The sequence below is a fragment of the Inhella sp. genome (genome assembly GCF_041912635.1).
Taxonomy (GTDB): Bacteria; Pseudomonadota; Gammaproteobacteria; order Burkholderiales; family Burkholderiaceae_C; genus Inhella.
In genome coordinates this window covers 1-19,170 of record NZ_JAYRMO010000027.1, presented here as the reverse complement: position 1 = coordinate 19,170, position 19,170 = coordinate 1, and the positions used below count along the sequence as shown (strand labels likewise).

The window sequence follows — 19,170 nt, the reverse complement described above, 5'->3', positions numbered from 1 at the left end:
CATGCCGGCATCCCTCGACGGTTGCCTGGTTGTCGCGATCTCCTCGCGCGCGCTGTTTGATTTTGAGGAAGAGAACCAGCTCTTCGAAGCCAGCGACGACCACGCCTACATGGCCCTGCAGCAGCAGCGCCTGGACGTGCCCGCCAAGCCGGGCGTGGCGTTTTCGCTGGTGAAGAAGCTGCTCGGCTTCAATCAGGCCGGCGAGGCACCGCGCGTCGAGGTGGTGGTGCTGAGCCGCAACGACCCCGTCTCAGGCCTGCGCGTCTATCGCTCGGCCCAGGCCTATGGCCTGCCGATCCAGCGCGGCGTGTTCACGCGCGGGCGCGAGCCCTGGCGCTTCCTGAAGCCCCTGCACGCCCAGCTCTTCCTGAGCGCCAACGAGGCCGACGTGCGCGCCGCACTCGACGCCGGCGTGCCGGCGGCGCGCGTGTACCCCACCAGCGCCCGCGCCAGCGACGCCCACCCGGATGAGCTGCGCATCGCCTTTGACGGCGACGCCGTGCTGTTCAGCGACGAAGCCGAGCGCGTGTTTCAGTCCGAAGGCCTGGACGCCTTCCAGCGCCACGAGACCCACCACGCGCTCGAACCCCTGCCGCCCGGCCCCTTCAAACCCCTGCTGCTGGCCCTGCATGGGCTGCAGCAGCAACGCAACCAGGCCGTGCGCGTGCGCACCGCGCTGGTCACCGCGCGCAGCGCTCCGGCCCATGAGCGCGCCATCCGCACCTTGATGAGCTGGAAGATCGAAATCGACGAGGCGATGTTCCTCGGCGGCCTGCCCAAGGGCGAGTTCCTGCGCGAGTTCGAGCCTGACTTCTTCTTCGACGACCAGCTCGGCCACTGCGCCCACGCCAGCCAGCATGTGCCCAGCGGCCATGTGGCCGCCGGGATTTCGAATCAGGGCTGAGGCGCGGAAGCCGCAGCCGCGCGTAGGCTGACGGCCAGGGCCTTGTGGCCGGCACGTTCGGCCAGCGCGGCGGCGTCCAAGCCCTCGCGGTCGCGCAGCCTGGGGTTCGCGCCCTGGCGCAGCAGCGCCTCCACCGCGTCGACATGGCCCAGCAACGCGGCCCGCATCAGGGCTGTGCGGCCCTGGGCGTCGGGTTGATCCAGCGGCGGGCGCGCCAACCCGGCGGCCAGGTCGCCTCGCGCGGCTGGCGGGGCCGGCATCGTGCTGGCCATGGCTGGCACCGAGTGGTCTCGGGCTTCGGCGCTGCGCGCTGCCTCGGCCTTCTTGGCCAGGGGCTCGGCCGCTGCCACCCGTTCCGCCACCTGGTCGGTCGCAGACCCGGCCTGCGCCACAGGCGCGGCCGGTGCGGGGGGCGCCATGACGGAGGGCGGTGCCGCGGCCACGATCGCCGGGCGCTCCTCGACCACCGGGGCCGGTGCAGCGGCCACGATGGGCGGCTTGGCCGGGAAGGCCTCGGGCTGCGCTTTGGCCGAGCGGGCGGGATGAGTGGGGCCAGCCACCGGCTCCCCCCGACTGCGCACCGCGTCGGCGTGTTCCGCCTGCGCCGGAGCGGCAGACGGCAGCGGCTCGACATTCGCCTGGGCGATCTGCACGGCCGAGGCCGGTGCGGGTCGGGTGGCCGGCGCCTTCTGCTCGGCGAAGCGCCAGTCGGCCGCCGGCTCGCCCGCACGCCAGGGCGCCAGGGCCCAGAGCACGCCGATCAGCAGCCCAGCCCCCAAGGCCAAAGGCAGCAGCGAGCGGCCGTGCCCCCGCGGCGTTGGGTGCGGCCCGGCGGCCTGCAGCACCGGCTCGGCCTGGGCCTGCGGCGCTGGCAGGGCCGCCAGCAGCCGCGCCCGGCGCGCCGCCCGCGCGGCCTCCGGTTCGGCCTGCACCTGCTCGCGGTAGGCCTGGCCCCATTCGTCCAGGCCTTCCAGCTCGGGGGGCAATTCGCGGCGCGACTCAGACATCGGCCGTCCTCCAGGCTTGCAGGCGCTGGCGCAGCGCGTCGCGGGCATAACGCAAGCGGGTCTTGGCGGTTTCCAGCGGCACCTGCGTCAGCGCGGCGATCTCCTGCAGGCTGAGCTCGTCGAAGCTGAACAGCACGAAGGCCTCGCGCTGCGCCAGCGGCAGGGCCTCGACGGCCGCCACCACCGCCTCGGCCATGCGCCCGGCCTCCACGCGCTCGGGCGGCTGCAGGCGCGGCGCATCGGGCAAGGCTTCGGCGCTCTCCAGCACTTCCCAGCCGGCACGGCCCTGCTGGCGCTGCCAGTCGAGTACGCGATTGCGGGCGATGGTGAACAGCCAGGTCACGAAGCGGGCCTTGGACTCGTCGTACTGCGCGGCCGCCCGCGCCACGGCCAGCCAGACCTCCTGGTGCAGGTCTTCGGCAGTGGCGGCATCGGCCGGATGCAGCAGGCGGCGCAGGTAATCGAAGCTCTTGCGGTCATGCCGGTCGTAGAGCCGCGCGAAGGCTTGCGCGTCGCCGGCGCAATGGCGGCGTAGCAGTTCGGCATCGCTGGGCTCCTCCATCGCAGCAGTGTGTCACCAACCCCTGGCCGGAGGGTCAGGCACATAGCCGGGGCTGGCCGGGAAAGCGTTCGGCTGCAGTTGCGCCACCGGTGGGCGCGGCAGCACGCCCTGGGCGACGAGGTTGGCGCGGCTGTCGTACCAGAGCTGCTGCACCCAGGTGGGCTGGGCGCTGCGGCGCTCGAAGGCGGTGCGGCTGACGGGCGACCACTCACGTGGACCATGTGCCGTGCCCAGACGTTCGCGGCGCTCGGCGCGGGCCTCGGCGGTTGCGTCCGCAGATTTGGCGGCCGCCTGGCTGGAGAGCTGGTCACGCGCCGCCGCTTCCGCTGCGGGTGCCGCGTTGACCTGCGGCGCGGGCAGCGGCGGCGGTTCGGGCAGCGCTTCCTGGAACACCGCCACGCCAATCACACCCACATGGTCGGGCCGGCCAGTGCGCGCGGCATAGCTGTCGCGCAGGGCCGCGAACTCGAAGGCCGCCACCTGGCTGTCGCTCTTGCGCCAGCCGGCGATGTCGGCCACTTGGCCGGGGTCCAGCACATAGCCGGTCTGGTTCCAGGCGGCGGTTTCGCCGCTGACGACGTTCACGCCATCCACCGAAAGCACCACCAGCAGGCGCTCGCCCCCGCGGTTGTGCAGGCGGATGGCGTAGCGCGCGCCGGGCTCGCCGGCGCTGTAGCCGCGCCCACGGTGCCAATGGCGCGGCAAGGCCTGGCCGCTGGCGCGGTCGATCAGCTGCCAGTCCAGCGGTGCCGGCGGCGGGCTGATGGATTGGGCGCAGCCCGAGCTCAGGCCGCCAAGCAGGGCGGCGGCCAGAAAAAAGGTGCGGCGGGTGCGGGTCATGGGGCTCTCCTGGCTCAGGGGATCTGGCCTGCCGGGCTGGCAGACCTGAACCCTTGTACGCAGCAGCGCCCCGAACGGGGTGAATCAGCGCGAGGCGGCGGCGCTGGCCGGCCGCGCCGGAATGATGCGGACGTCGATCGGCTGCGGGCCTGAAGTCTTCGCCGCCGGGGCGGAAGCCGCCGGCATGGGCTTGAGGCGGAACACCAGGGGTGTGCTGGCATCCCAGGGGCGCAGCACCAGCAGGATCAGCAGCACCAGCAGCGGCAGAGCCCACCAGCCATGGCGCAGCGCGCTGCGCGGGCTCTTGGCCGTGAAGCGAGCCTCAGGCCGCATGCAAGCTCACCCGCGCGAACTGGCGCTTGCCGACCTGCAGCACATAGGTGCCGGGTTCGAGCTTCAGACCCTTGTCGCTGATGACCACGCCGTCCACGCGCACACCACCCTGCTCGACCTTGCGCAGGCCCTCGCCATTCGAAGGCACCAGGCCGGCGGACTTCAGCAGCGCGCCGATGCCCATGGGCGCACCGTGCACGGTCACCTCGGGGATTTCATCGGGGATGCCGCCGCGCGCACGGCGCTCGAAGTCGTCCTGCGCGGCCTCGGCGGCCGCCGCGCCATGGAAGCGGGTGGTGATCTCGCGCGCCAGCGCCACCTTGGCGTCCTTGGGGTTGCGGCCGGCTTCCACCTCGGCCTTGAGCTTGGCAATGGCCGCCAGGGACTCGAAGCTCAAGAGCTCATACCAGCGCCACATCAACTCGTCCGAGATCGACAGCACCTTGGCGTACATGGTGTTGGCCGGTTCGGTGATGCCGATGTAGTTGTTCTTGCTCTTCGACATCTTCTCGACGCCGTCCAGACCTTCGAGCAGGGGCATGGTCAGGATGCACTGCGGCTCCTGGCCGTATTCCTGCTGCAGCTGGCGGCCCATCAGCAGGTTGAACTTCTGATCGGTGCCGCCCAGCTCCAGGTCGCTCTTCAGCGCCACCGAGTCATAGCCCTGCATCAGCGGGTAGAGGAACTCGTGCAGCGAGATCGGCGTCTGCGCCGCGTAGCGCTTGGTGAAGTCGTCGCGCTCCAGCATGCGCGCCACCGTGGTCTTGGCCGAGAGCTGGATCAGGCCCATGCTGCCCAGGGCGATCGACCATTCGGAGTTGTAGCGAATCTCCGTCTTGCTCGGATCCAGCACCAGGCTGGCCTGCTTGTAATAGGTCTCGGCGTTGGCCTTGATCTGCTCGGGCGTCAACGGCGGGCGGGTGCTGTTGCGGCCGCTCGGGTCGCCGATCAGGCTGGTGAAGTCGCCGATCAGGAAGATCACCTGGTGGCCCAGGTCCTGCAGCTGGCGCATCTTGTTCAGCACCACCGTGTGGCCGATGTGGATGTCCGGTGCCGTCGGGTCCAGGCCCAGCTTGATGCGCAGCGGCTGGCCAGTGGCGGCTGAACGGGCCAATTTTTTGAGCCAGGCATCCTCGGGCAAGAGTTCCTGCGCGCCACGCAGGCTGATGGCCATGGCCTCGCGCACGGCATCGGTGATCGGGTGTTCGGTGGGGCTCATGGGTGGCCTAAATCAAGGGTTTACCCTTGAAACTGGATCTGTAACGGGAGATTGCCCGGAGTTTCCCGGCTGCCACGGCAGCACCCCGCCGATAGAATCGCGCCTTCGTTCCGGCCCCGCCGGCCCGTCTGCCCAGCAGCGGCGCCAACGGCGAAAGGCCGGAATTCTAGGTGACCGCCCCCGGCGCGCTCCCGGCTTGCACAGCCGGTCGAGCACGCGACCCGAGGCCAAGCCCCCGACCGCCGTTGGCCCGGGAGGCCAACCCCTGCAACCCCTGGTGGCTGCGCTGCCCACAAGGCGACCGCGCCCCACACCTCGTGGTTCTGGCATGAATTGGATGACCCGGCTGGCGCCCCTGCTCCAGCCCTTGGAAGACTTTGCAGCCCGCTACCCGCGGGCGCTCACCGGCAGCGTGCTGGCCCTGCTGGGCGGCTTTGCGGTGACGGCTTTCGGTATCGCCCCCTTGGTGCCGAACCCGAACGAGCTGCCCAAGAACGCCGTCGTCGAGGCGCTGCCCGCACTGGCGCTGGAAGACCAGCTCAATGCCCTGGCCGCGCACAGCCAGGCGCTGCGCCGCTTCGAAACCACCCGCAGCGGCGACACCGTCGACAGCCTGCTCGGTCGCCTGGGCGCGTTCGACCCCGAGTTCGCCGCCTTCCTGCGCCAGGATGGCACCGCGCGCCAACTGCTGAGCGGCCGCGCCGGCAAGCGCGTGGAGCTGAGCGCCGACGCCGAAGGCAGGGTCCAGCAGCTGATCGCCCGCTATCCCAATGGCACCAGCGAGGTGGCCGGCACGCACTTCAACCGCCTGATCGTGGACCGCAGCGAATCCGGCGTGCTGAGCGCCCGCATCGAGCTGGGCCGGCTGGAGCCGCAGGTGCGCCTGGCCAGCGGCAGCATCCAGAGCTCGCTGTTCGCCGCCACCGACGAAGTCGGCCTGCCCGACAGCGCCGCCTCGCAGATGGCCGACATGTTTGCCGGCGAGATCGACTTCCACCGCGACCTGCGCAAGGGCGACCGCTTCACCCTCGTGTTCGAGAGTCTGACCGCCGACGGCGAGCCCGTGCCCTGGGGCCAGGGCCGCGTGCTGGCGGCCGAGTTCGTCAATGCCGGCCGCACCCACCAGGCCGTCTGGTTCCAGGACGCCCAGACCGGCAAGGCCAGCTTCTACGACTTCGCCGGCCAGAACAAGCGCCGCGCCTTCCTGGCCAGCCCGCTGGAGTTCTCACGCGTCACCAGCGGCTTTGCAATGCGCTTCCACCCGGTGCTGCAGACCTGGCGCCGCCACCTGGGCGTGGACTACGGCGCCCCCACCGGCACCCCGGTGCGCAGCGTCGGGGATGGCGTGGTTGAGTTCGCCGGCTGGCAGAACGGCTTCGGCAACGTGGTGCACCTGCGCCATGGCGGCGAGCGCGCCACCGTCTACGCCCACCTGAGCAAGATCGACGTGCGCAAGGGCCAGAAGGTCGAGCAGGGCCAGCGCCTCGGCGCGGTGGGTGCCACCGGCTGGGCCACCGGCCCGCATCTGCACTTCGAGTTCCGCGTCAAGGGCGCGCACCAAGACCCGCGCGCCATCGCCAAGGCCAGCGAGACCGTGCTGCTGCCCGCGCACGCCCGCGCCGCCTTCCAGGAGCATGTGGCCAGCGCCAAGACCCAGCTGACCGTGGCCGCCACCCTGGGCCCGGGCGTCACCGGCGCGGATTGAGCGATTGGCTCTATGCCGGACTGATGTCCGGCACGTCGCTGGACGGCATTGATGCCGTGCTGATGGACGCCGAGTTGCGCGTTCTGGCCCACTCGTTTGGCCCCCTGCCGCCCACGCTGCGCGCCGAACTGCTGGCGCTGAATCAGCCCGGCGACAACGAACTGGAACGCGCCGCGCTCGCCGCAAACGCACTGGCCGACGCCTACGCCGAGCGCTTGGCCGAGGCGCTGGCCCAGGCCCAGGTGCCGGCCGGGCGCGTCCGTGCCGTCGGCGCCCACGGCCAGACCGTGCGCCACCGCCCCGAGCGCGGCTACACCCTGCAACTGCTCAATGGCGCCCGCCTGGCCGAACGCAGCGGCATCGACGTGGTTTGCGATCTGCGCAGCCGTGACGTCGCCGCTGGCGGCCAGGGCGCCCCCTTGGTGCCGGCCTTCCACCGCGCCGTGTTCGGCCGCCCCGGTGTGGACGTCGCGGTGCTGAATCTGGGCGGCATGGGCAATCTCAGTCTGCTGGGCGCCGCTGGGCGGACCCGCGGCTTCGACACCGGCCCGGCCAATGTGCTGCTGGATGCCTGGCACCAGCGCCACCGCGGCGGCGCCTACGACGCCGACGGCGCCTGGGCCGCCTCCGGGCAGGTGCATGCGGCGCTGCTGGCGCACCTGTGCGCCGAACCCTATTTCGCGCTGCCCCCCCCGCGTTCTACGGGTCGCGATCTCTTCGACCTCGGCTGGCTGGAACGCCAAGGACTGGACGGCATCGCCCCCGTCGATGTGCAAGCCAGCCTGGCCGAACTCACCGCCTGGAGCGTGGCCGAGGCCCTGCAACAGCAGGCACCGCAGACGCGGGAGCTGATCGTGTGCGGCGGCGGAGCCTTCAACGGCGACCTGCTGCGCCGCTTGCAGGCTCGCCTGCCCGCCGTTCAGATCATGAGCAGCGCAGCGCGCGGCCTGCCGCCGATGCAAGTCGAGGCCACCGCCTTCGCCTGGCTGGCCAAGGCCTTCCTGGAGCGGCAGCCGGGCAATCTGCCTGCCGTCACCGGGGCGGTGGGGTCACGGGTGCTGGGCGCGCTCTACCCAGCCTGAGAGGGCGACAAATACAAAAGCCGCCCGTAGGCGGCTTTGCGCTTAGGCAGGAACGCTCATGCCGAGAAGCTCGATCCGCAACCGCAGGTCGTCGTGGCGTTCGGGTTCTTGATGACGAACTGCGCCCCGCTCAGATCGTCCTTGTAGTCGATCTCGGCACCCATCAGGTACTGCAGGCTCATGGCGTCGATCAGCAGGGTGACGCCGTTCTTGCTCATCTGCGTGTCGTCGTCATTGGCCACCTCGTCGAAGGTGAAGCCGTACTGGAAGCCCGAGCAGCCGCCACCCTGCACGAAGACGCGCAGCTTCAGCTCCGGGTTGCCCTCTTCGGCCACCAGTTCGGCCACCTTGGCGGCGGCGCTGTCGGTGAAGACCAGCGGGGCGGGAATGTCGAGGGTTTCGGCAACGGCGTTCATGGCAGATTCCTTGGGGAAGGCAGCAATTATCAAGGGCAAACAAAAAGGCCGCAGCAAGCTGCGGCCTTTCTTGATGGACAGCGCGGGCTGTCCGTCGGTGCATCAGCGCTTGCTGAACTGCTTCCGGCGACGGGCGCCGTGCAGACCGACCTTCTTACGCTCGACCTCACGGGCGTCGCGGGTCACGAAGCCGGCCTTGCTCAGCTCGGGCTTCAGGGCGGCGTCGTAGTCGATCAGCGCGCGGGTCACGCCCAGACGGACGGCGCCGGCCTGGCCGGACTCACCACCACCGTGGACATTGACCTTGACGTCGAAGGCCTCGTTGTTGTTCGTCAGCACCAGAGCCTGGCGCGCGATCATGATTGAGGTCTGACGGCCAAAGTACTGCTCGATGGGACGACCGTTGACGACGATCTTGCCGGTGCCCTTCTTGATGAAGACACGAGCCACCGAGGACTTGCGACGGCCGGTGCCGTAGTTCCAATTGCCGATCATGCTCAGATCTCCAGGACTTTGGGCTGCTGAGCGGCGTGCGGGTGCTCACCACCGGCGTAGACCTTCAGCTTCTTGACCATCGCGTAGCCCAGCGGGCCCTTGGGCAGCATGCCCTTGACGGCCTTCTCAAGGGCGCGGCCGGGGTGCTTGGCCTGCATGTCCTTGAACTTGGTGGCATAGATGCCACCGGGGAAGCCGCTGTGACGGTAATAGATCTTGTCTTCCGACTTGGTGCCGGTGACGCGGATCTTGTCGGCGTTCAGGACGATGATGAAGTCACCGGTGTCCACGTGAGGCGTGTAGATGGCCTTGTGCTTGCCGCGCAGTCGGAGTGCCACTTCGCTGGCAACACGTCCGAGCACCTTGTCGGTGGCGTCAATCACAAACCACTCGTGCGTCACTTCGGCCGGCTTGGCGCTGAAGGTCTTCATGAATGTCTTTCATTCGGGCTTGATGAACATTCGCCGCTCGGCGCCGCTTATTGGAATCGGGGCAGAACCCCGGCGGCCTCTCGTGACGAACCCCGCGCCCAAAGCCCACTGGACGCGGAAAAGCCTGCGAGTCTACCAGGGTTGGCACGGATCGGGCAAGGACGGCGCTGCCGGGGCACGCCGAGGAGCCTCACTCCCCATAATCAGATCGCCATGACCGCGCCCGCCACCCCCTTGCGCAGTGCCCTGGCCGTTCTGAGTGGCGGCTGGGTGCCGATCCGCTCGCTGGCGCGCCGGCACCGCCGCCGCATCCTGGCCCATCTGCTGGCGCTGGCGCCGGCCGACCGCTACCTGCGCTTCGGCTATGCCGCCGGGGACAGCCAGATCGAGCGCTATGCGCTGAGCCTGGATTTTGGTCGCGACGAGGTGCTGGGCATCTTCAACCGCCGGCTGGAGATCGTGGCCATGGCGCATCTGGCCTTCAGCCAAGGCGGACCGGAGGCCGACACGGCCGAGTTCGGCGTCTCGGTGCTGCAGCGCTACCGCGGCCGCGGGCTGGGCAGCCGGCTCTTCCAGCTCGCCTGCCTGCACGCACGCAACCGCAACATGCGCTTCCTGCTCATCCACGCCCTGAGCGAGAACCAGGCCATGTTGCGCATCGCCGAGAAAGCTGGCGCCTGGGCCGAGGAAGTGGCGGAAGGCAGCGTCAGCGCGCGCCTGCACCTGCCGGCCGACAGCTGGGCCAGCCACGCCGAGCAGGCGCTGGAGCAGGGTCTGGGCGAGCTGGACTTCCGCCTCAAGGTGCAGGCCAAGCAGGTGCAGGACTTCGTCGATTCCGTGCAGACCGAGGTGCGCGAGCTGCTGGGGGATGATCGCGCCCCCGCGCCGCCACCGGACCCCACTTGAACCTCGATTACGCCGAACTCGACCCCAGCCGCGTGCTGGACGCGCTGGACGCCGTGGGCCTGCGCGGCGATGGCCGTCTGCTGCAGCTGAATTCCTACGAAAACCGCGTCTTCCTGGTTCACCTCGAAGACGGCGGCGCCGTCGTCGCCAAGTTTTACCGGCCCGCGCGCTGGAGCAATGAGCAGTTGCTGGAAGAGCACCGTTTTGCGCTGGATCTGCAGGCCGCCGAAGTGCCGCTGGCTGCCCCCCTGCCCCTGCAGGCCGCCGGCGCCGAGCTGCTGGGCCAGCCGCCCACGTTGGCGCTGTGGCAGGGCCTGCGCTTTGCCGCCGCGCCGCGCCTGGGCGGTCGCGCGCCCGAGCTGGAAGACCCTGAGGTGCTGGAGGTGCTGGGGCGCTTCATTGCCCGCATCCACCGCGTGGGGCGCGAACAGGGCTTTGTGGAGCGACCGCGTTGGGCCGGGCGTGCGCCGGGAGATATGGCGCGCGACGCCGTGCTGGCCACCGGCCTGCTGCCACTAGAGCTGGAAGCGCGCTGGAGCGACATGGTGGAGCGCTGCCTGCAGGCCGTGCAGCTGGCCTTCGACAGCCTGCCGGACCTGCGCCTGCAGCGCATCCACGGCGATTGCCATCCCGGCAATCTGCTCTGGAGCCCGGATGGCGGCGCGCACTTCGTCGATCTGGACGACGCCGTCAGCGGCCCGGCGGTGCAGGACTTGTGGATGCTGCTCAGCGGCGAGCCCGAGCAGGCCAGCCGGCAGCTTGGCAGCTTGCTGGCGGGCTGCCAGCAGGTGCTGGACTTCGACCGCCGCGAGCTGCGCCTGATCGAGCCGCTGCGCACGCTGCGCATGATTCACCACAGCGGCTGGATCGCGAAACGCTGGGACGACCCGGCCTTTCCGATCGCCTTCCCCTGGTTCGGCGCGCCGAACTACTGGCTGGATCAGGTGGCCAAGCTGGCCGAGCAGCTGGAGGCCATGGACGATGCACCGCCGGCCCCGCCGCCGAAGGACGACGATGACTTCGTCGACTTCGACGGCGATGGCTTCTCCTGATCAGGCGGACATCAGGCGGACAAGAGCAGCGCGTTGACGCGCTTGACGTAGGCGGCCGGGTCTTCCAGCTGCCCGCCCTCGGCCAGCAAGGCCTGGTCAAACAGCACCTGGGCCAACTCGTCGAACTTCGGGTGGCCGTCCAACGCCTTCACCAGGGCGTGCTCGGCATTCACCTCCAGCGTGGGCTTGGCCTCCGGTGCCGCCTGGCCGGCCTGCTTGAGCAGGCGCGCCAGATGGGCGGACATATCACCCTCCTCCACCACGATGCAAGCCGGCGAATCGACCAGGCGGGTGGTGACGCGCACGTCCTTGGCACGGTCCTTGAGCGCTTCCTTGAGCTTCTCCAGCACCGGCTTGAAGGCCTCGGCGGCTTCCTCGGCCGCCTTCTTCTCGGTCTCGTCCTGCAGCTTGCCCAGGTCCACGGCGCCCTTGGCCACCGATTGCAGCGGCTTGCCCTCGAACTCGTGGAGATGGCTGAGCATCCACTCATCCACGCGGTCCACCATCAGCAGCACCTCGATGCCCTTCTTGCGGAAGATTTCGAGCTGCGGGCTGCTCTGGGCGGCGGCCAGGCTGTCGGCCGTGATGTAGTAGATGTGCTCCTGGCCTTCCTTCATGCGGCCCACGTAGTCCGTCAGGCTGACGTTCTCGCTGGCGTGGGTGGAGGCAAAGCGCAGCAGCTTGGCCAGGCGCTCCTGGTTCTGAAAGTCCTCGCCCATGCCCTCCTTCAGCACGGCGCCGAACTCCTTCCAGAAGGCGGCGTACTTGTCCTTGTCGGCCTGATCGTCGCTTTCGGCCAGGGCTTCCAGCATGCCCAGCACCTTCTTGGTCGAGCCTTCGCGGATGGCGCGCACGTCGCGGCTTTCCTGCAGCAGCTCGCGGCTCACATTGAGCGGCAGGTCGGCCGAGTCGATCACGCCACGCACGAAGCGCAGATAGGCGGGCATCAGCTCCTGGGCGTCGTCCATGATGAAGACGCGCTTCACGTAGAGCTTGACGCCGGGCTTCTTGTCGCGGTTCCACAGATCAAACGGCGCCTTGGCCGGGATGTAGAGCAGCTGCGTGTACTCGCTGCGGCCCTCGACGCGGTTGTGCGTGTAGGTCAGCGGGGCCTGGCTGTCGTGGCTGAGGGTCTTGTAGAACTCCTCGTACTGCTCCGTAGTGACCTCACTCTTCGGGCGCGCCCACAGGGCCGAGGCCTTGTTGATGGTTTCCCACTCATCGGTCGCCACGTAGGCGCTCTTCTCGGCGTCCCAGACCTCTTTCTTCAGCAGGATCGGCAGACTGATGTGGTCGCTGTACTTGCCGACGATGGCGCGCAGCTTCCAGGGCTGCAGGAACTCGTCCTCGCCCTCGCGCAGATGCAGGATGACGTCGGTGCCGCGCTCGGCCTTGTCGATCGGCTCAACTTCGAACTCGCCCGTGCCTTCGCTGCTCCAGCGCACGCCTTGACCCGCCGACAAGCCGGCGCGGCGGCTCTCGACCGTGATGCGGTCGGCCACGATATAGCCCGAATAGAAGCCGACGCCGAACTGGCCGATCAGGTTGGCGTCGCCCTTCTTGGCTTCGTCCAACTGGGCCATGAAATCGCGCGTGCCGCTCTTGGCAATGGTGCCCAGGTGCGCGATGGCCTCGTCGGCACTCATGCCGATGCCGTTGTCGCGAATCGTCAGCGTGCGCTTTTCCTTGTCCACCAGCAGGCGGATCTCGAGGTTCGGCGCATCCTCGAACAGCTCGTTCTTGTCCAGGGCCTCGAAGCGCAGCTTGTCGCAGGCGTCACTGGCGTTGGACACCAGCTCGCGCAGGAAGATTTCCTTGTTCGAGTACAGGCTGTGCGTGACCAGGTGCAGGATCTGCTTGACTTCGGCCTGGAAGGCGTGGGTGTGCTTGGTGCTCATGGTGTTTGTGGCGTGAAAAACAAACCGGCGGCAGCCCAACTGAGGGCGTGCCGCCGGGTTTCAAGAGCGGGGATTCTGATCGATCAGGCGCCGCGCACCGCCGCGTCCAGCCCGGCCAGCAGCTCCAGGGTCTGGGCCCAGTCGATGCAGGCGTCGGTGATGCTCTGGCCGTAGAGCAGCTTGGCCGGGTCATCCTTGCCGGGGCTGAACTTCTGCGCGCCGCCGTTCAGATGGCTTTCCACCATCACGCCAAACACCTGGCGGCGGCCGGCGCGCCACTGGCGGCCGAGCTCCTCGGCCACCAGCAGTTGCCGCTCGTGCTGCTTGCTGCTGTTGGCATGACTGCAATCCACCATCAGGCGGTTGGGCAGTTTGGCGGCGGTCAGCTCGGCGCAGGCGGCATCGATGCTGGCCTCGTCGTAGTTCGGCGCCTTGCCGCCGCGCAGGATGACGTGGCAATCCTTGTTGCCCTTGGTCTGCACGATGGCGACCTGGCCGTTCTTGTGCACCGAAAGGAAATGGTGCGGGCGGGCGGCGGCCTGGATGGCGTCGGTGGCGATCTTGATGTTGCCGTCGGTGCCGTTCTTGAATCCGATCGGGGCGGAAAGACCGGAGCTCAGTTCGCGGTGCACCTGGCTTTCGGTGGTGCGGGCGCCGATCGCGCCCCAGGCGATCAGGTCGCCGATGTACTGGGGCGAGATCACGTCCAGGAACTCGCTGCCGGCCGGCACGCCCAGGCGGTTGATCTCCAGCAGCAGCTGGCGGGCGATGCGCAGACCCTCGTCGATGCGGTAGCTCTCGTCCAGATAGGGGTCGTTGATCAGGCCCTTCCAACCCACCGTGGTGCGCGGCTTCTCGAAGTACACGCGCATGACGATCTCCAGCGTGTCCTTGTACTGCTCGCGCACCGGCTTCAGGCGGCGCGCGTAGTCCAGGGCGGCGGCGGGGTCGTGGATGGAGCAGGGGCCCACCACCACCAGCAGGCGCCCGTCCTTGCCGGCGAGGATGTTGCGGATGGCCTGGCGGGTGTTCAGCACCAGCTTCTCCATCGGCGTGCCGGCAATCGGGAAGAAGCGGATCAGGTGCTCGGGCGGCGGCAGCGGCGTGATGTCGGCAATGCGCTCGTCATCGGTGCGGCTGGTGCGGTCTTCCTGGCTGTACACACGCTCGGGCAGGGCTTTGGCGTTCATGGTCCGGTTCCGTGAGGGAATAAAAAAACCGCCGGGCTTTGGGGCCCGGCGGTTCTTGGGGAGTCTGGGTTGCGCGTGCGCTCAGATCTCTCCACCGCCGGGGCGGGGATAGAACCAAAAGCTAAAAAAGGCGGCGACGCGGAACATGGCGACGAATGTATCAGGCGGTCCCGCCCACCGTCAGCCCTTCGATGCGAAGGGTGGGTTGCCCGACACCGACGGGCACCGACTGACCTTCCTTGCCGCAGACACCCACGCCCGAGTCCAGCGCCATATCGTTGCCGATCATCGAGACGCGGGTCAGCGCCTCGGGCCCATTGCCGATCAGGGTGGCGCCCTTGACCGGGTACTGGATCTTGCCCTTCTCGACCCAATAGGCCTCGGAAGCCGAGAACACGAATTTGCCGCTGGTGATGTCCACCTGGCCGCCGCCGAAATTGGTGGCGTAGAGGCCGCGGTCGATGCTGGCGATGATCTCGGCCGGGTCGCGGTCGCCGCCCAGCATGTAGGTGTTGGTCATGCGCGGCATCGGCACGTGGGCGTAGCTTTCACGGCGGCCGTTGCCGGTCTGCGGCACCTTCATCAGGCGGGCATTGAGCGCGTCCTGGATGTAGCCGACCAGGATGCCGTCCTCGATCAGCACATTGCGCTGCGGGGCGTGGCCTTCGTCGTCGATGTTGAGGCTGCCGCGGCGGTCGGGAATGGTGCCGTCGTCGAGCACGGTCACGCCCTTGGCCGCCACGCGCTGGCCGATGCGGCCGGCGAAGGTGGAACTGCCCTTGCGGTTGAAGTCGCCTTCCAGACCGTGGCCAACCGCCTCGTGCAGCAGCACGCCCGGCCAGCCCGGGCCGAGCACCACGGTCATTTCGCCGGCTGGGGCGGGGCGGCTTTCCAGATTGGTTAGCGCGCCGTGCACGGCCTGCTCCACATAGCTGGCCAGCATCTCGTCGGTGAAGTAGGCCAGGCCGAAGCGACCGCCGCCGCCACCGCTACCCACCTCGCGCCGGCCGTTGCGCTCGGCGATCACGGTGATGGAGAGCCGCACCAGCGGGCGCACATCCGCCGCCAGCAGGCCATCGGCACGGGCGATCAGCACCATCTCATGCTCGGCCGCCAGGCCGGCCATGACCTGCACGATGGCCGGATCCTTGGCGCGCGCCATGCGCTCGACACGCTCCAGCAGCGCCACCTTGGCGGCGCTGTCCAGGCTGGCGATGGGGTCGGCCGCGCCGTAGAGCTGCATGCCTTGCGCGCGGCGCGGGTTGACCTTGACGCGGCGGCTCTGGCCGGCGGCAGCGATGCTGCGCACGGTCATGGCGCAATCGGCCAGCGCGGCTTCGCTCAGGGAATCGGAGTAGGCAAAGGCGGTCTTCTCGCCCACCACAGCACGCACACCCACGCCCTGGTCAATCGAGAAGCTGCCGCTCTTGACGATGCCTTCTTCCAGACTCCAACCCTCGGCACGGGTGGTCTGGAAGTAGAGGTCGGCGTCGTCCACGCGGTGCGCGGTGATGAGCTTGAGCGCGCGGCTCAGCGCGGCCTCGTCCAGGCCGAAGGGGGTGAGCAGGCTGGCCTGGGCGCTAGCCAGCGCGCTCAGCATCGAGTCGGGGGCATTCATGCCCCAATTGTGGGGGGCTTCACAAAACTTCATTCCGGTTTACGGTTGCTCGGTCGCCGCCCGGAGGCGACATGCCGTTGCTGCCCTCAACCCGGCCAACTCCGCGCCGGCAACCCCAGGAGAACCTGCATGAAGACGATTTGCACCGCCCTGCTGCTCAGCCTTGCCGTGCTGAGCGCCCAAGCCCAGACCCACACCCCTAAAGTGGACGAGCGCCAGGCAAACCAGGAAAAGCGCATCGACCAAGGCGTGGCCAGCGGTGAGCTGACGAAGCGCGAGGCGCGCAAGCTGGAGCGCGAGCAGGCCGCCGTGGACCGCATGGAAGACAAAGCCAAGGCCGATGGCAAGGTGACGCGGCGCGAACGCGCCAAGCTCGATGCGGCGCAGGACGCCACCAGCCGCGACATCAAACGCAAGAAGCACAACGCGCGCGACCGCGATCACTGATCCGCGTTCTTCAGCTCCAGGGCGCGCGCATACAAGCTGTTGCGCGCCACGCCGCTCAGGCGCGCGGCCAGGGCCACGGCCTGCTTGAGCGGCAACTCCTCCAGCAGCAGCACCAGAGTCTGCTCGGCCGCGGCCGGCAGGCCCTCGCTGGCCGGCTGGCCTTCGGCATGCAGGGCCAGCGCGAACTCGCCACGCTGCGCGTGGGCGTCCGAATCCAGGTAGGTCGGCAGCTCGGCGCAGCTCAAGGTGCGCAGGGTCTCGAACTGCTTCGTCAGCTCGCGGCCCAGCGTGATGCGGCGCTGCGGCCAGCGCTGCGCGAGCTCGGCCGCCAGGTCGGCAATGCGGTGCGGCGCTTCGAACAGCACCACGGTGTCGCGGGCATCCGCCAGCCCGGCCAGGGCTTGCGCACGCGCCTCGCCCTTGGGTGGCAGGAAGCCGGCAAAGCGAAAGCCCTGGGCCTGGGCGTCACCCGCCACGCTGAGGAGCGCCAGGGTGCTGCTGGCGCCGGGAATGGGCACGCAGCGCAGGCCCGCCGTCTGCAACTCGGCCACCAGGCGTGCACCGGGGTCGGAGACGGCCGGCGTGCCGGCGTCGGAGATCAACGCGATGCGCTCGCCGCGCTGCAGGCGGTCGATCAGACCTTGCGCGGCCTCGCGCTCGTTGTGCTGGTGCAGGGCCAGCAGGGGCTTGTGCAGACCCAGATGGCGCAGGAGCTGGGCGCTGACGCGGGTGTCCTCGCAGGCCACGGCGTCCACCAGGGCCAGCACATGGATGGCGCGCAGGCTCAGGTCGGCCAGATTGCCGATCGGCGTGGCGACGACGTAGAGCGCGCCAGTCGGATACTGCTGCGCGCCGGCTGCTTGGGCGGCGGCGGCAACGAGGTCGGGGAGTGCAGACATGCTGGGCTTTGGTAGCACCCGCAGCAAAGGGGCGGATGGCGAGGAGCGCGCGCTCAAGCACCTGCAGAAGCAGGGGCTGAAGCTGGAAGCGCGCAATTATCGAATCGGGGGGGGGCCGCGCCGGCCCGCCGGTGAGATCGATCTGGTGATGCGCGACCGCTCCGGCGTGCTGGTGTTCGTGGAGGTGCGCCAGCGCGCGGCTTCCAGCCATGGCGGCGCGGCCGCGAGCATCGACGCCGCCAAGCGCCGCCGCCTCGTACGAGCCGCCCAGCACTACCTGCTGCAGCTGCCCCAGCTTCCGCCCTGCCGCTTCGATGTGGTGGCGATCGAGGGCGAGCACATCGAATGGCTGCAAGCCGCCTTTGATGCTGGATGAGAAGCGGGTAATCACGGGGGCGCGCCGTATCATCCGCGCCCCATGACGGAAGCCCGCATCCAGCAGCAGTTCTTCGAGAGCGCCGACCTGTTCTACCAGGCCGCCGAGCAGCTCACGCGCCCGCTCGCCGCGGCCGCGCAGATGGCGGTGCTGACCATGACTGGCGGCGGCCGGCTCTTCCTCGCCGGCGCCGGCCTGGCCCAGCTCGACGCCCAGTGGGCCAGTCAGCTGCTGCTCAACCGGCTGGAGCAGGACCGCCCCGCCCTGTGCGCGCAGCTGCTGAGCGCGCAACTGGGCGATCTGCAGGGCGTGCCCGCCTTTGCGCGCCAATTGCAGGCGCTGGCCCACCCGGGCGATCTGCTGATCTGGGTGGATCCGCTGGGTGAACCCGGCGTGGCGGAGCTGGTGCAGGCTGCGCGCGCGCAGGACATCGGCATCGTCGCACTGTGTGGCCAGCAAGATGGCCGCCTGCGTGACTGCCTGGCCGACACCGATCTGCTGATCCGCGTCAACCACGCGCGCTGGCCGCGCGTCAGCGAAACCCATCGCCTGGCGCTGCATGCGCTCTGCGATGCCATCGATGCCCAACTGCTCGGCCTCGACGCCGGCGTCTGAACCCATGAGCCTGACCCAAAAATTCCTGCCCCTGTCCCTGGCCCTGGCAGCGCTGACGGTGTCCCTGTCGGCTTGCGCGCCCCTGGTGGTGGGCGGCGCCATGATGGGCGGCGCCCTGGTGGCCACGGACCGCCGCACCGCCGGCACGCAGTTGGAAGACCAAGGCATCGAGCTCAAGGCCGCGATGCGCCTCAAGGAGCAGCTCGGCGACCGCGTGCACATCAACGTCAACGCCTACAACCGCGTACTGCTGCTGAGCGGAGAAGTGAAGGACGAGGCCGACAAGCAGCGCGCCCAGACCATCGCCGCCCAGGTGGACAACGTGGCGCGCGTGGTCAACGAGCTGCAGGTGGGATTCATCAGCAGCCTGAGCTCGCGCTCGAACGACCTGGTGCTGGCCGCGAAGATCAAGGCCACGCTGATCGACGCCCGCGACCTGATGTCCAACGCTTTTCAGGTGGTGGTGGAGCGCGGCGAGGTCTACCTGATGGGCCGCGTAACGGAGCGCGAAGCGCACCGCGCCAGTGAACTGGTGCGTGGCATCCCCGGCGTGCAGAAGGTGGTGCGGGTGTTTGACATCCTCAGCGAGGAAGAGCTGGCCCGTCTCGTTCCACCGAAACAATCCAACTGAAGCAGCGCCGCTGCGCGGCGCTTACTTCAAGCGCCTGATCAGGCTGGAGGTGTCCCAGCGGCCGCCGCCGAGCTTCTGCACCTCGGCGTAGAACTGGTCCACCAGGGCCGTGACGGGCAGGCTGCTGCCGTTGCGGCGCGCCTCGTCGAGCACCAGGCCCAGGTCCTTGCGCATCCAGTCCACCGCGAAGCCGAAATCGAAGCGGTCTTCCAGCATGGTGGGGCCGCGCTGGTCCAGCTGCCAGCTCTGGGCGGCACCGCCGCCAATGACCTTGAGCACCGTGGGCATGTCCAGGCCCGCGCGCTGGCCAAAGGCGAGGGCTTCGGCCAGACCCTGCACCAGGCCGGCGATGCAGATCTGATTGACCATCTTGGCCAGCTGGCCGGCGCCGCTCTCGCCGAGCAGGGTGACGGCCTTCGCGTAGGCGCGCAGCACGGGTTCCACACGCCCGAACGCCGCCGCGTCGCCACCGCACATCACCGTCAGCTGCCCTTTCTGCGCTCCCACTTCGCCGCCGGAAACCGGGGCATCGATGAAGGCTACG

General features: G+C 69.1%; 22 protein-coding genes. 9 read left to right on the top strand and 13 right to left on the bottom strand.

Going from position 1 to position 19,170, the window contains the following annotated elements:
* Nucleotide 1 precedes the first annotated feature (1 nt).
* A complete protein-coding gene (locus ACE3QP_RS15610) occupies nucleotides 2-904 on the top strand; it encodes a 5'-nucleotidase (protein WP_374437407.1) in 903 nt (300 codons plus the stop codon).
* Here ACE3QP_RS15610 and ACE3QP_RS15605 read toward each other — a convergent pair.
* The 5 genes from ACE3QP_RS15605 to tyrS all read right to left on the bottom strand — a co-directional run bounded on the left by ACE3QP_RS15605 (nucleotide 895) and on the right by tyrS (nucleotide 4,865).
* Entirely contained in the window at nucleotides 895-1,911 is a 1,017-nt protein-coding gene (locus ACE3QP_RS15605) for a hypothetical protein (RefSeq protein ID WP_374437406.1), read from the bottom strand. The two genes, ACE3QP_RS15610 and ACE3QP_RS15605, sit on opposite strands and share 10 nt — an antisense overlap.
* Complete coding sequence (locus ACE3QP_RS15600) at nucleotides 1,904-2,473, bottom strand: sigma-70 family RNA polymerase sigma factor (protein WP_374437405.1); 570 nt, start codon at nucleotides 2,471-2,473, stop codon at nucleotides 1,904-1,906. The genes ACE3QP_RS15605 and ACE3QP_RS15600 overlap by 8 nt, the downstream gene beginning before the upstream one ends.
* Before the next feature lie 12 nt (nucleotides 2,474-2,485).
* Nucleotides 2,486-3,313: a hypothetical protein gene (locus tag ACE3QP_RS15595; protein WP_374437404.1), complete on the bottom strand. Its 828-nt coding sequence runs from the start codon at nucleotides 3,311-3,313 to the stop codon at nucleotides 2,486-2,488.
* A gap of 84 nt (nucleotides 3,314-3,397) precedes the next feature.
* A complete protein-coding gene (locus ACE3QP_RS15590; RefSeq protein WP_374437403.1) occupies nucleotides 3,398-3,646 on the bottom strand; it encodes a hypothetical protein in 249 nt (82 codons plus the stop codon).
* Nucleotides 3,636-4,865: a tyrosine--tRNA ligase gene (tyrS, locus tag ACE3QP_RS15585; protein WP_374437402.1), complete on the bottom strand. Its 1,230-nt coding sequence runs from the start codon at nucleotides 4,863-4,865 to the stop codon at nucleotides 3,636-3,638. Before tyrS ends, ACE3QP_RS15590 begins: the two co-directional genes overlap by 11 nt.
* Nucleotides 4,866-5,193: 328 nt before the next feature.
* Between tyrS and ACE3QP_RS15580 the strand changes: the two genes are divergently transcribed.
* Nucleotides 5,194-6,570 (top strand): peptidoglycan DD-metalloendopeptidase family protein, encoded by a 1,377-nt coding sequence (locus ACE3QP_RS15580; RefSeq protein ID WP_374437401.1) that lies wholly within the window; start codon nucleotides 5,194-5,196, stop codon nucleotides 6,568-6,570.
* A complete protein-coding gene (locus tag ACE3QP_RS15575) occupies nucleotides 6,567-7,652 on the top strand; it encodes an anhydro-N-acetylmuramic acid kinase (protein ID WP_374437400.1) in 1,086 nt (361 codons plus the stop codon). The genes ACE3QP_RS15580 and ACE3QP_RS15575 overlap by 4 nt, the downstream gene beginning before the upstream one ends.
* A 56-nt stretch (nucleotides 7,653-7,708) precedes the next feature.
* Here ACE3QP_RS15575 and erpA read toward each other — a convergent pair whose 3' ends face one another.
* From erpA to rplM, 3 genes are all read right to left on the bottom strand, one after another.
* Complete coding sequence (erpA, locus tag ACE3QP_RS15570) at nucleotides 7,709-8,068, bottom strand: iron-sulfur cluster insertion protein ErpA (RefSeq protein ID WP_198112824.1); 360 nt, start codon at nucleotides 8,066-8,068, stop codon at nucleotides 7,709-7,711.
* Between the two features lie 102 nt (nucleotides 8,069-8,170).
* Entirely contained in the window at nucleotides 8,171-8,563 is a 393-nt protein-coding gene (gene rpsI / locus ACE3QP_RS15565; protein ID WP_374437399.1) for a 30S ribosomal protein S9, read from the bottom strand.
* A 2-nt stretch (nucleotides 8,564-8,565) separates the two neighbouring features.
* Nucleotides 8,566-8,994, bottom strand: a complete 429-nt coding sequence (gene rplM, locus ACE3QP_RS15560) for a 50S ribosomal protein L13 (protein ID WP_198112826.1) — start codon at nucleotides 8,992-8,994, stop codon at nucleotides 8,566-8,568.
* 213 nt (nucleotides 8,995-9,207) lie between these two features.
* Here rplM and ACE3QP_RS15555 point away from each other — a divergent pair, with 213 nt between their 5' ends.
* Both ACE3QP_RS15555 and ACE3QP_RS15550 read left to right on the top strand, forming a co-directional pair.
* On the top strand, nucleotides 9,208-9,900 hold the full coding sequence (locus ACE3QP_RS15555) for an N-acetyltransferase family protein (RefSeq protein ID WP_374437398.1): 693 nt from the start codon (nucleotides 9,208-9,210) through the stop codon (nucleotides 9,898-9,900).
* Complete coding sequence (locus tag ACE3QP_RS15550; protein ID WP_374437397.1) at nucleotides 9,897-10,952, top strand: serine/threonine protein kinase; 1,056 nt, start codon at nucleotides 9,897-9,899, stop codon at nucleotides 10,950-10,952. Before ACE3QP_RS15555 ends, ACE3QP_RS15550 begins: the two co-directional genes overlap by 4 nt.
* 11 nt (nucleotides 10,953-10,963) lie before the next feature.
* Here ACE3QP_RS15550 and htpG read toward each other — a convergent pair whose 3' ends face one another.
* The 3 genes from htpG to tldD all read right to left on the bottom strand — a co-directional run bounded on the left by htpG (nucleotide 10,964) and on the right by tldD (nucleotide 15,658).
* Entirely contained in the window at nucleotides 10,964-12,850 is a 1,887-nt protein-coding gene (htpG, locus tag ACE3QP_RS15545; protein WP_374437396.1) for a molecular chaperone HtpG, read from the bottom strand.
* An 83-nt stretch (nucleotides 12,851-12,933) separates the two neighbouring features.
* On the bottom strand, nucleotides 12,934-14,040 hold the full coding sequence (locus ACE3QP_RS15540; RefSeq protein WP_374437395.1) for a 3-deoxy-7-phosphoheptulonate synthase: 1,107 nt from the start codon (nucleotides 14,038-14,040) through the stop codon (nucleotides 12,934-12,936).
* A gap of 160 nt (nucleotides 14,041-14,200) precedes the next feature.
* Nucleotides 14,201-15,658 (bottom strand): metalloprotease TldD, encoded by a 1,458-nt coding sequence (tldD, locus tag ACE3QP_RS15535; RefSeq protein ID WP_374437394.1) that lies wholly within the window; start codon nucleotides 15,656-15,658, stop codon nucleotides 14,201-14,203.
* A gap of 129 nt (nucleotides 15,659-15,787) precedes the next feature.
* Here tldD and ACE3QP_RS15530 point away from each other — a divergent pair, with 129 nt between their 5' ends.
* On the top strand, nucleotides 15,788-16,105 hold the full coding sequence (locus ACE3QP_RS15530; RefSeq protein WP_374437393.1) for a hypothetical protein: 318 nt from the start codon (nucleotides 15,788-15,790) through the stop codon (nucleotides 16,103-16,105).
* On the opposite strand, the gene rsmI is transcribed toward ACE3QP_RS15530, so the two are convergent.
* Entirely contained in the window at nucleotides 16,099-17,004 is a 906-nt protein-coding gene (gene rsmI, locus ACE3QP_RS15525) for a 16S rRNA (cytidine(1402)-2'-O)-methyltransferase (RefSeq protein ID WP_374437392.1), read from the bottom strand. The two genes, ACE3QP_RS15530 and rsmI, sit on opposite strands and share 7 nt — an antisense overlap.
* On the opposite strand from rsmI, the gene ACE3QP_RS15520 reads away from it, so the two are divergent.
* Genes ACE3QP_RS15520 through ACE3QP_RS15510 form a run of 3 tightly spaced genes read left to right on the top strand, consistent with a single transcriptional unit; the run spans nucleotide 17,003 to nucleotide 18,626 of the window.
* Complete coding sequence (locus ACE3QP_RS15520) at nucleotides 17,003-17,380, top strand: YraN family protein (RefSeq protein ID WP_198112834.1); 378 nt, start codon at nucleotides 17,003-17,005, stop codon at nucleotides 17,378-17,380. The genes rsmI and ACE3QP_RS15520 overlap by 2 nt on opposite strands.
* A 42-nt stretch (nucleotides 17,381-17,422) precedes the next feature.
* Nucleotides 17,423-17,995, top strand: coding sequence for an SIS domain-containing protein (locus ACE3QP_RS15515; protein ID WP_374437391.1), 573 nt, complete (start codon nucleotides 17,423-17,425; stop codon nucleotides 17,993-17,995).
* Nucleotides 17,996-17,999: 4 nt separating this feature from the next.
* On the top strand, nucleotides 18,000-18,626 hold the full coding sequence (locus tag ACE3QP_RS15510) for a BON domain-containing protein (RefSeq protein ID WP_374437390.1): 627 nt from the start codon (nucleotides 18,000-18,002) through the stop codon (nucleotides 18,624-18,626).
* A gap of 21 nt (nucleotides 18,627-18,647) precedes the next feature.
* Here the strand turns inward: ACE3QP_RS15510 and ACE3QP_RS15505 are convergent.
* On the bottom strand, nucleotides 18,648-19,170 hold a 523-nt coding region (locus tag ACE3QP_RS15505; protein WP_374437389.1), incomplete at its 5' end, for an NAD(P)-dependent oxidoreductase.

Excerpts from the sequence above, each read along its gene's own strand:
- ACE3QP_RS15610 (WP_374437407.1), top strand. The coding sequence starts at position 2 with ATGCCGGCATCCCTCGACGGTTGCCTGGTTGTCGCGATCTCCTCGCGC.
- ACE3QP_RS15605 (WP_374437406.1), bottom strand. The coding sequence starts at position 1,911 with ATGTCTGAGTCGCGCCGCGAATTGCCCCCCGAGCTGGAAGGCCTGGAC.
- ACE3QP_RS15600 (WP_374437405.1), bottom strand. The coding sequence starts at position 2,473 with ATGGAGGAGCCCAGCGATGCCGAACTGCTACGCCGCCATTGCGCCGGC.
- ACE3QP_RS15595 (WP_374437404.1), bottom strand. The coding sequence starts at position 3,313 with ATGACCCGCACCCGCCGCACCTTTTTTCTGGCCGCCGCCCTGCTTGGC.
- ACE3QP_RS15590 (WP_374437403.1), bottom strand. The coding sequence starts at position 3,646 with ATGCGGCCTGAGGCTCGCTTCACGGCCAAGAGCCCGCGCAGCGCGCTG.
- tyrS (WP_374437402.1), bottom strand. The coding sequence starts at position 4,865 with ATGAGCCCCACCGAACACCCGATCACCGATGCCGTGCGCGAGGCCATG.
- ACE3QP_RS15580 (WP_374437401.1), top strand. The coding sequence starts at position 5,194 with ATGAATTGGATGACCCGGCTGGCGCCCCTGCTCCAGCCCTTGGAAGAC.
- erpA (WP_198112824.1), bottom strand. The coding sequence starts at position 8,068 with ATGAACGCCGTTGCCGAAACCCTCGACATTCCCGCCCCGCTGGTCTTC.
- rpsI (WP_374437399.1), bottom strand. The coding sequence starts at position 8,563 with ATGATCGGCAATTGGAACTACGGCACCGGCCGTCGCAAGTCCTCGGTG.
- rplM (WP_198112826.1), bottom strand. The coding sequence starts at position 8,994 with ATGAAGACCTTCAGCGCCAAGCCGGCCGAAGTGACGCACGAGTGGTTT.
- ACE3QP_RS15555 (WP_374437398.1), top strand. The coding sequence starts at position 9,208 with ATGACCGCGCCCGCCACCCCCTTGCGCAGTGCCCTGGCCGTTCTGAGT.
- htpG (WP_374437396.1), bottom strand. The coding sequence starts at position 12,850 with ATGAGCACCAAGCACACCCACGCCTTCCAGGCCGAAGTCAAGCAGATC.
- ACE3QP_RS15540 (WP_374437395.1), bottom strand. The coding sequence starts at position 14,040 with ATGAACGCCAAAGCCCTGCCCGAGCGTGTGTACAGCCAGGAAGACCGC.
- tldD (WP_374437394.1), bottom strand. The coding sequence starts at position 15,658 with ATGAATGCCCCCGACTCGATGCTGAGCGCGCTGGCTAGCGCCCAGGCC.
- ACE3QP_RS15530 (WP_374437393.1), top strand. The coding sequence starts at position 15,788 with ATGAAGACGATTTGCACCGCCCTGCTGCTCAGCCTTGCCGTGCTGAGC.
- ACE3QP_RS15520 (WP_198112834.1), top strand. The coding sequence starts at position 17,003 with ATGCTGGGCTTTGGTAGCACCCGCAGCAAAGGGGCGGATGGCGAGGAG.
- rsmI (WP_374437392.1), bottom strand. The coding sequence starts at position 17,004 with ATGTCTGCACTCCCCGACCTCGTTGCCGCCGCCGCCCAAGCAGCCGGC.
- ACE3QP_RS15515 (WP_374437391.1), top strand. The coding sequence starts at position 17,423 with ATGACGGAAGCCCGCATCCAGCAGCAGTTCTTCGAGAGCGCCGACCTG.
- ACE3QP_RS15510 (WP_374437390.1), top strand. The coding sequence starts at position 18,000 with ATGAGCCTGACCCAAAAATTCCTGCCCCTGTCCCTGGCCCTGGCAGCG.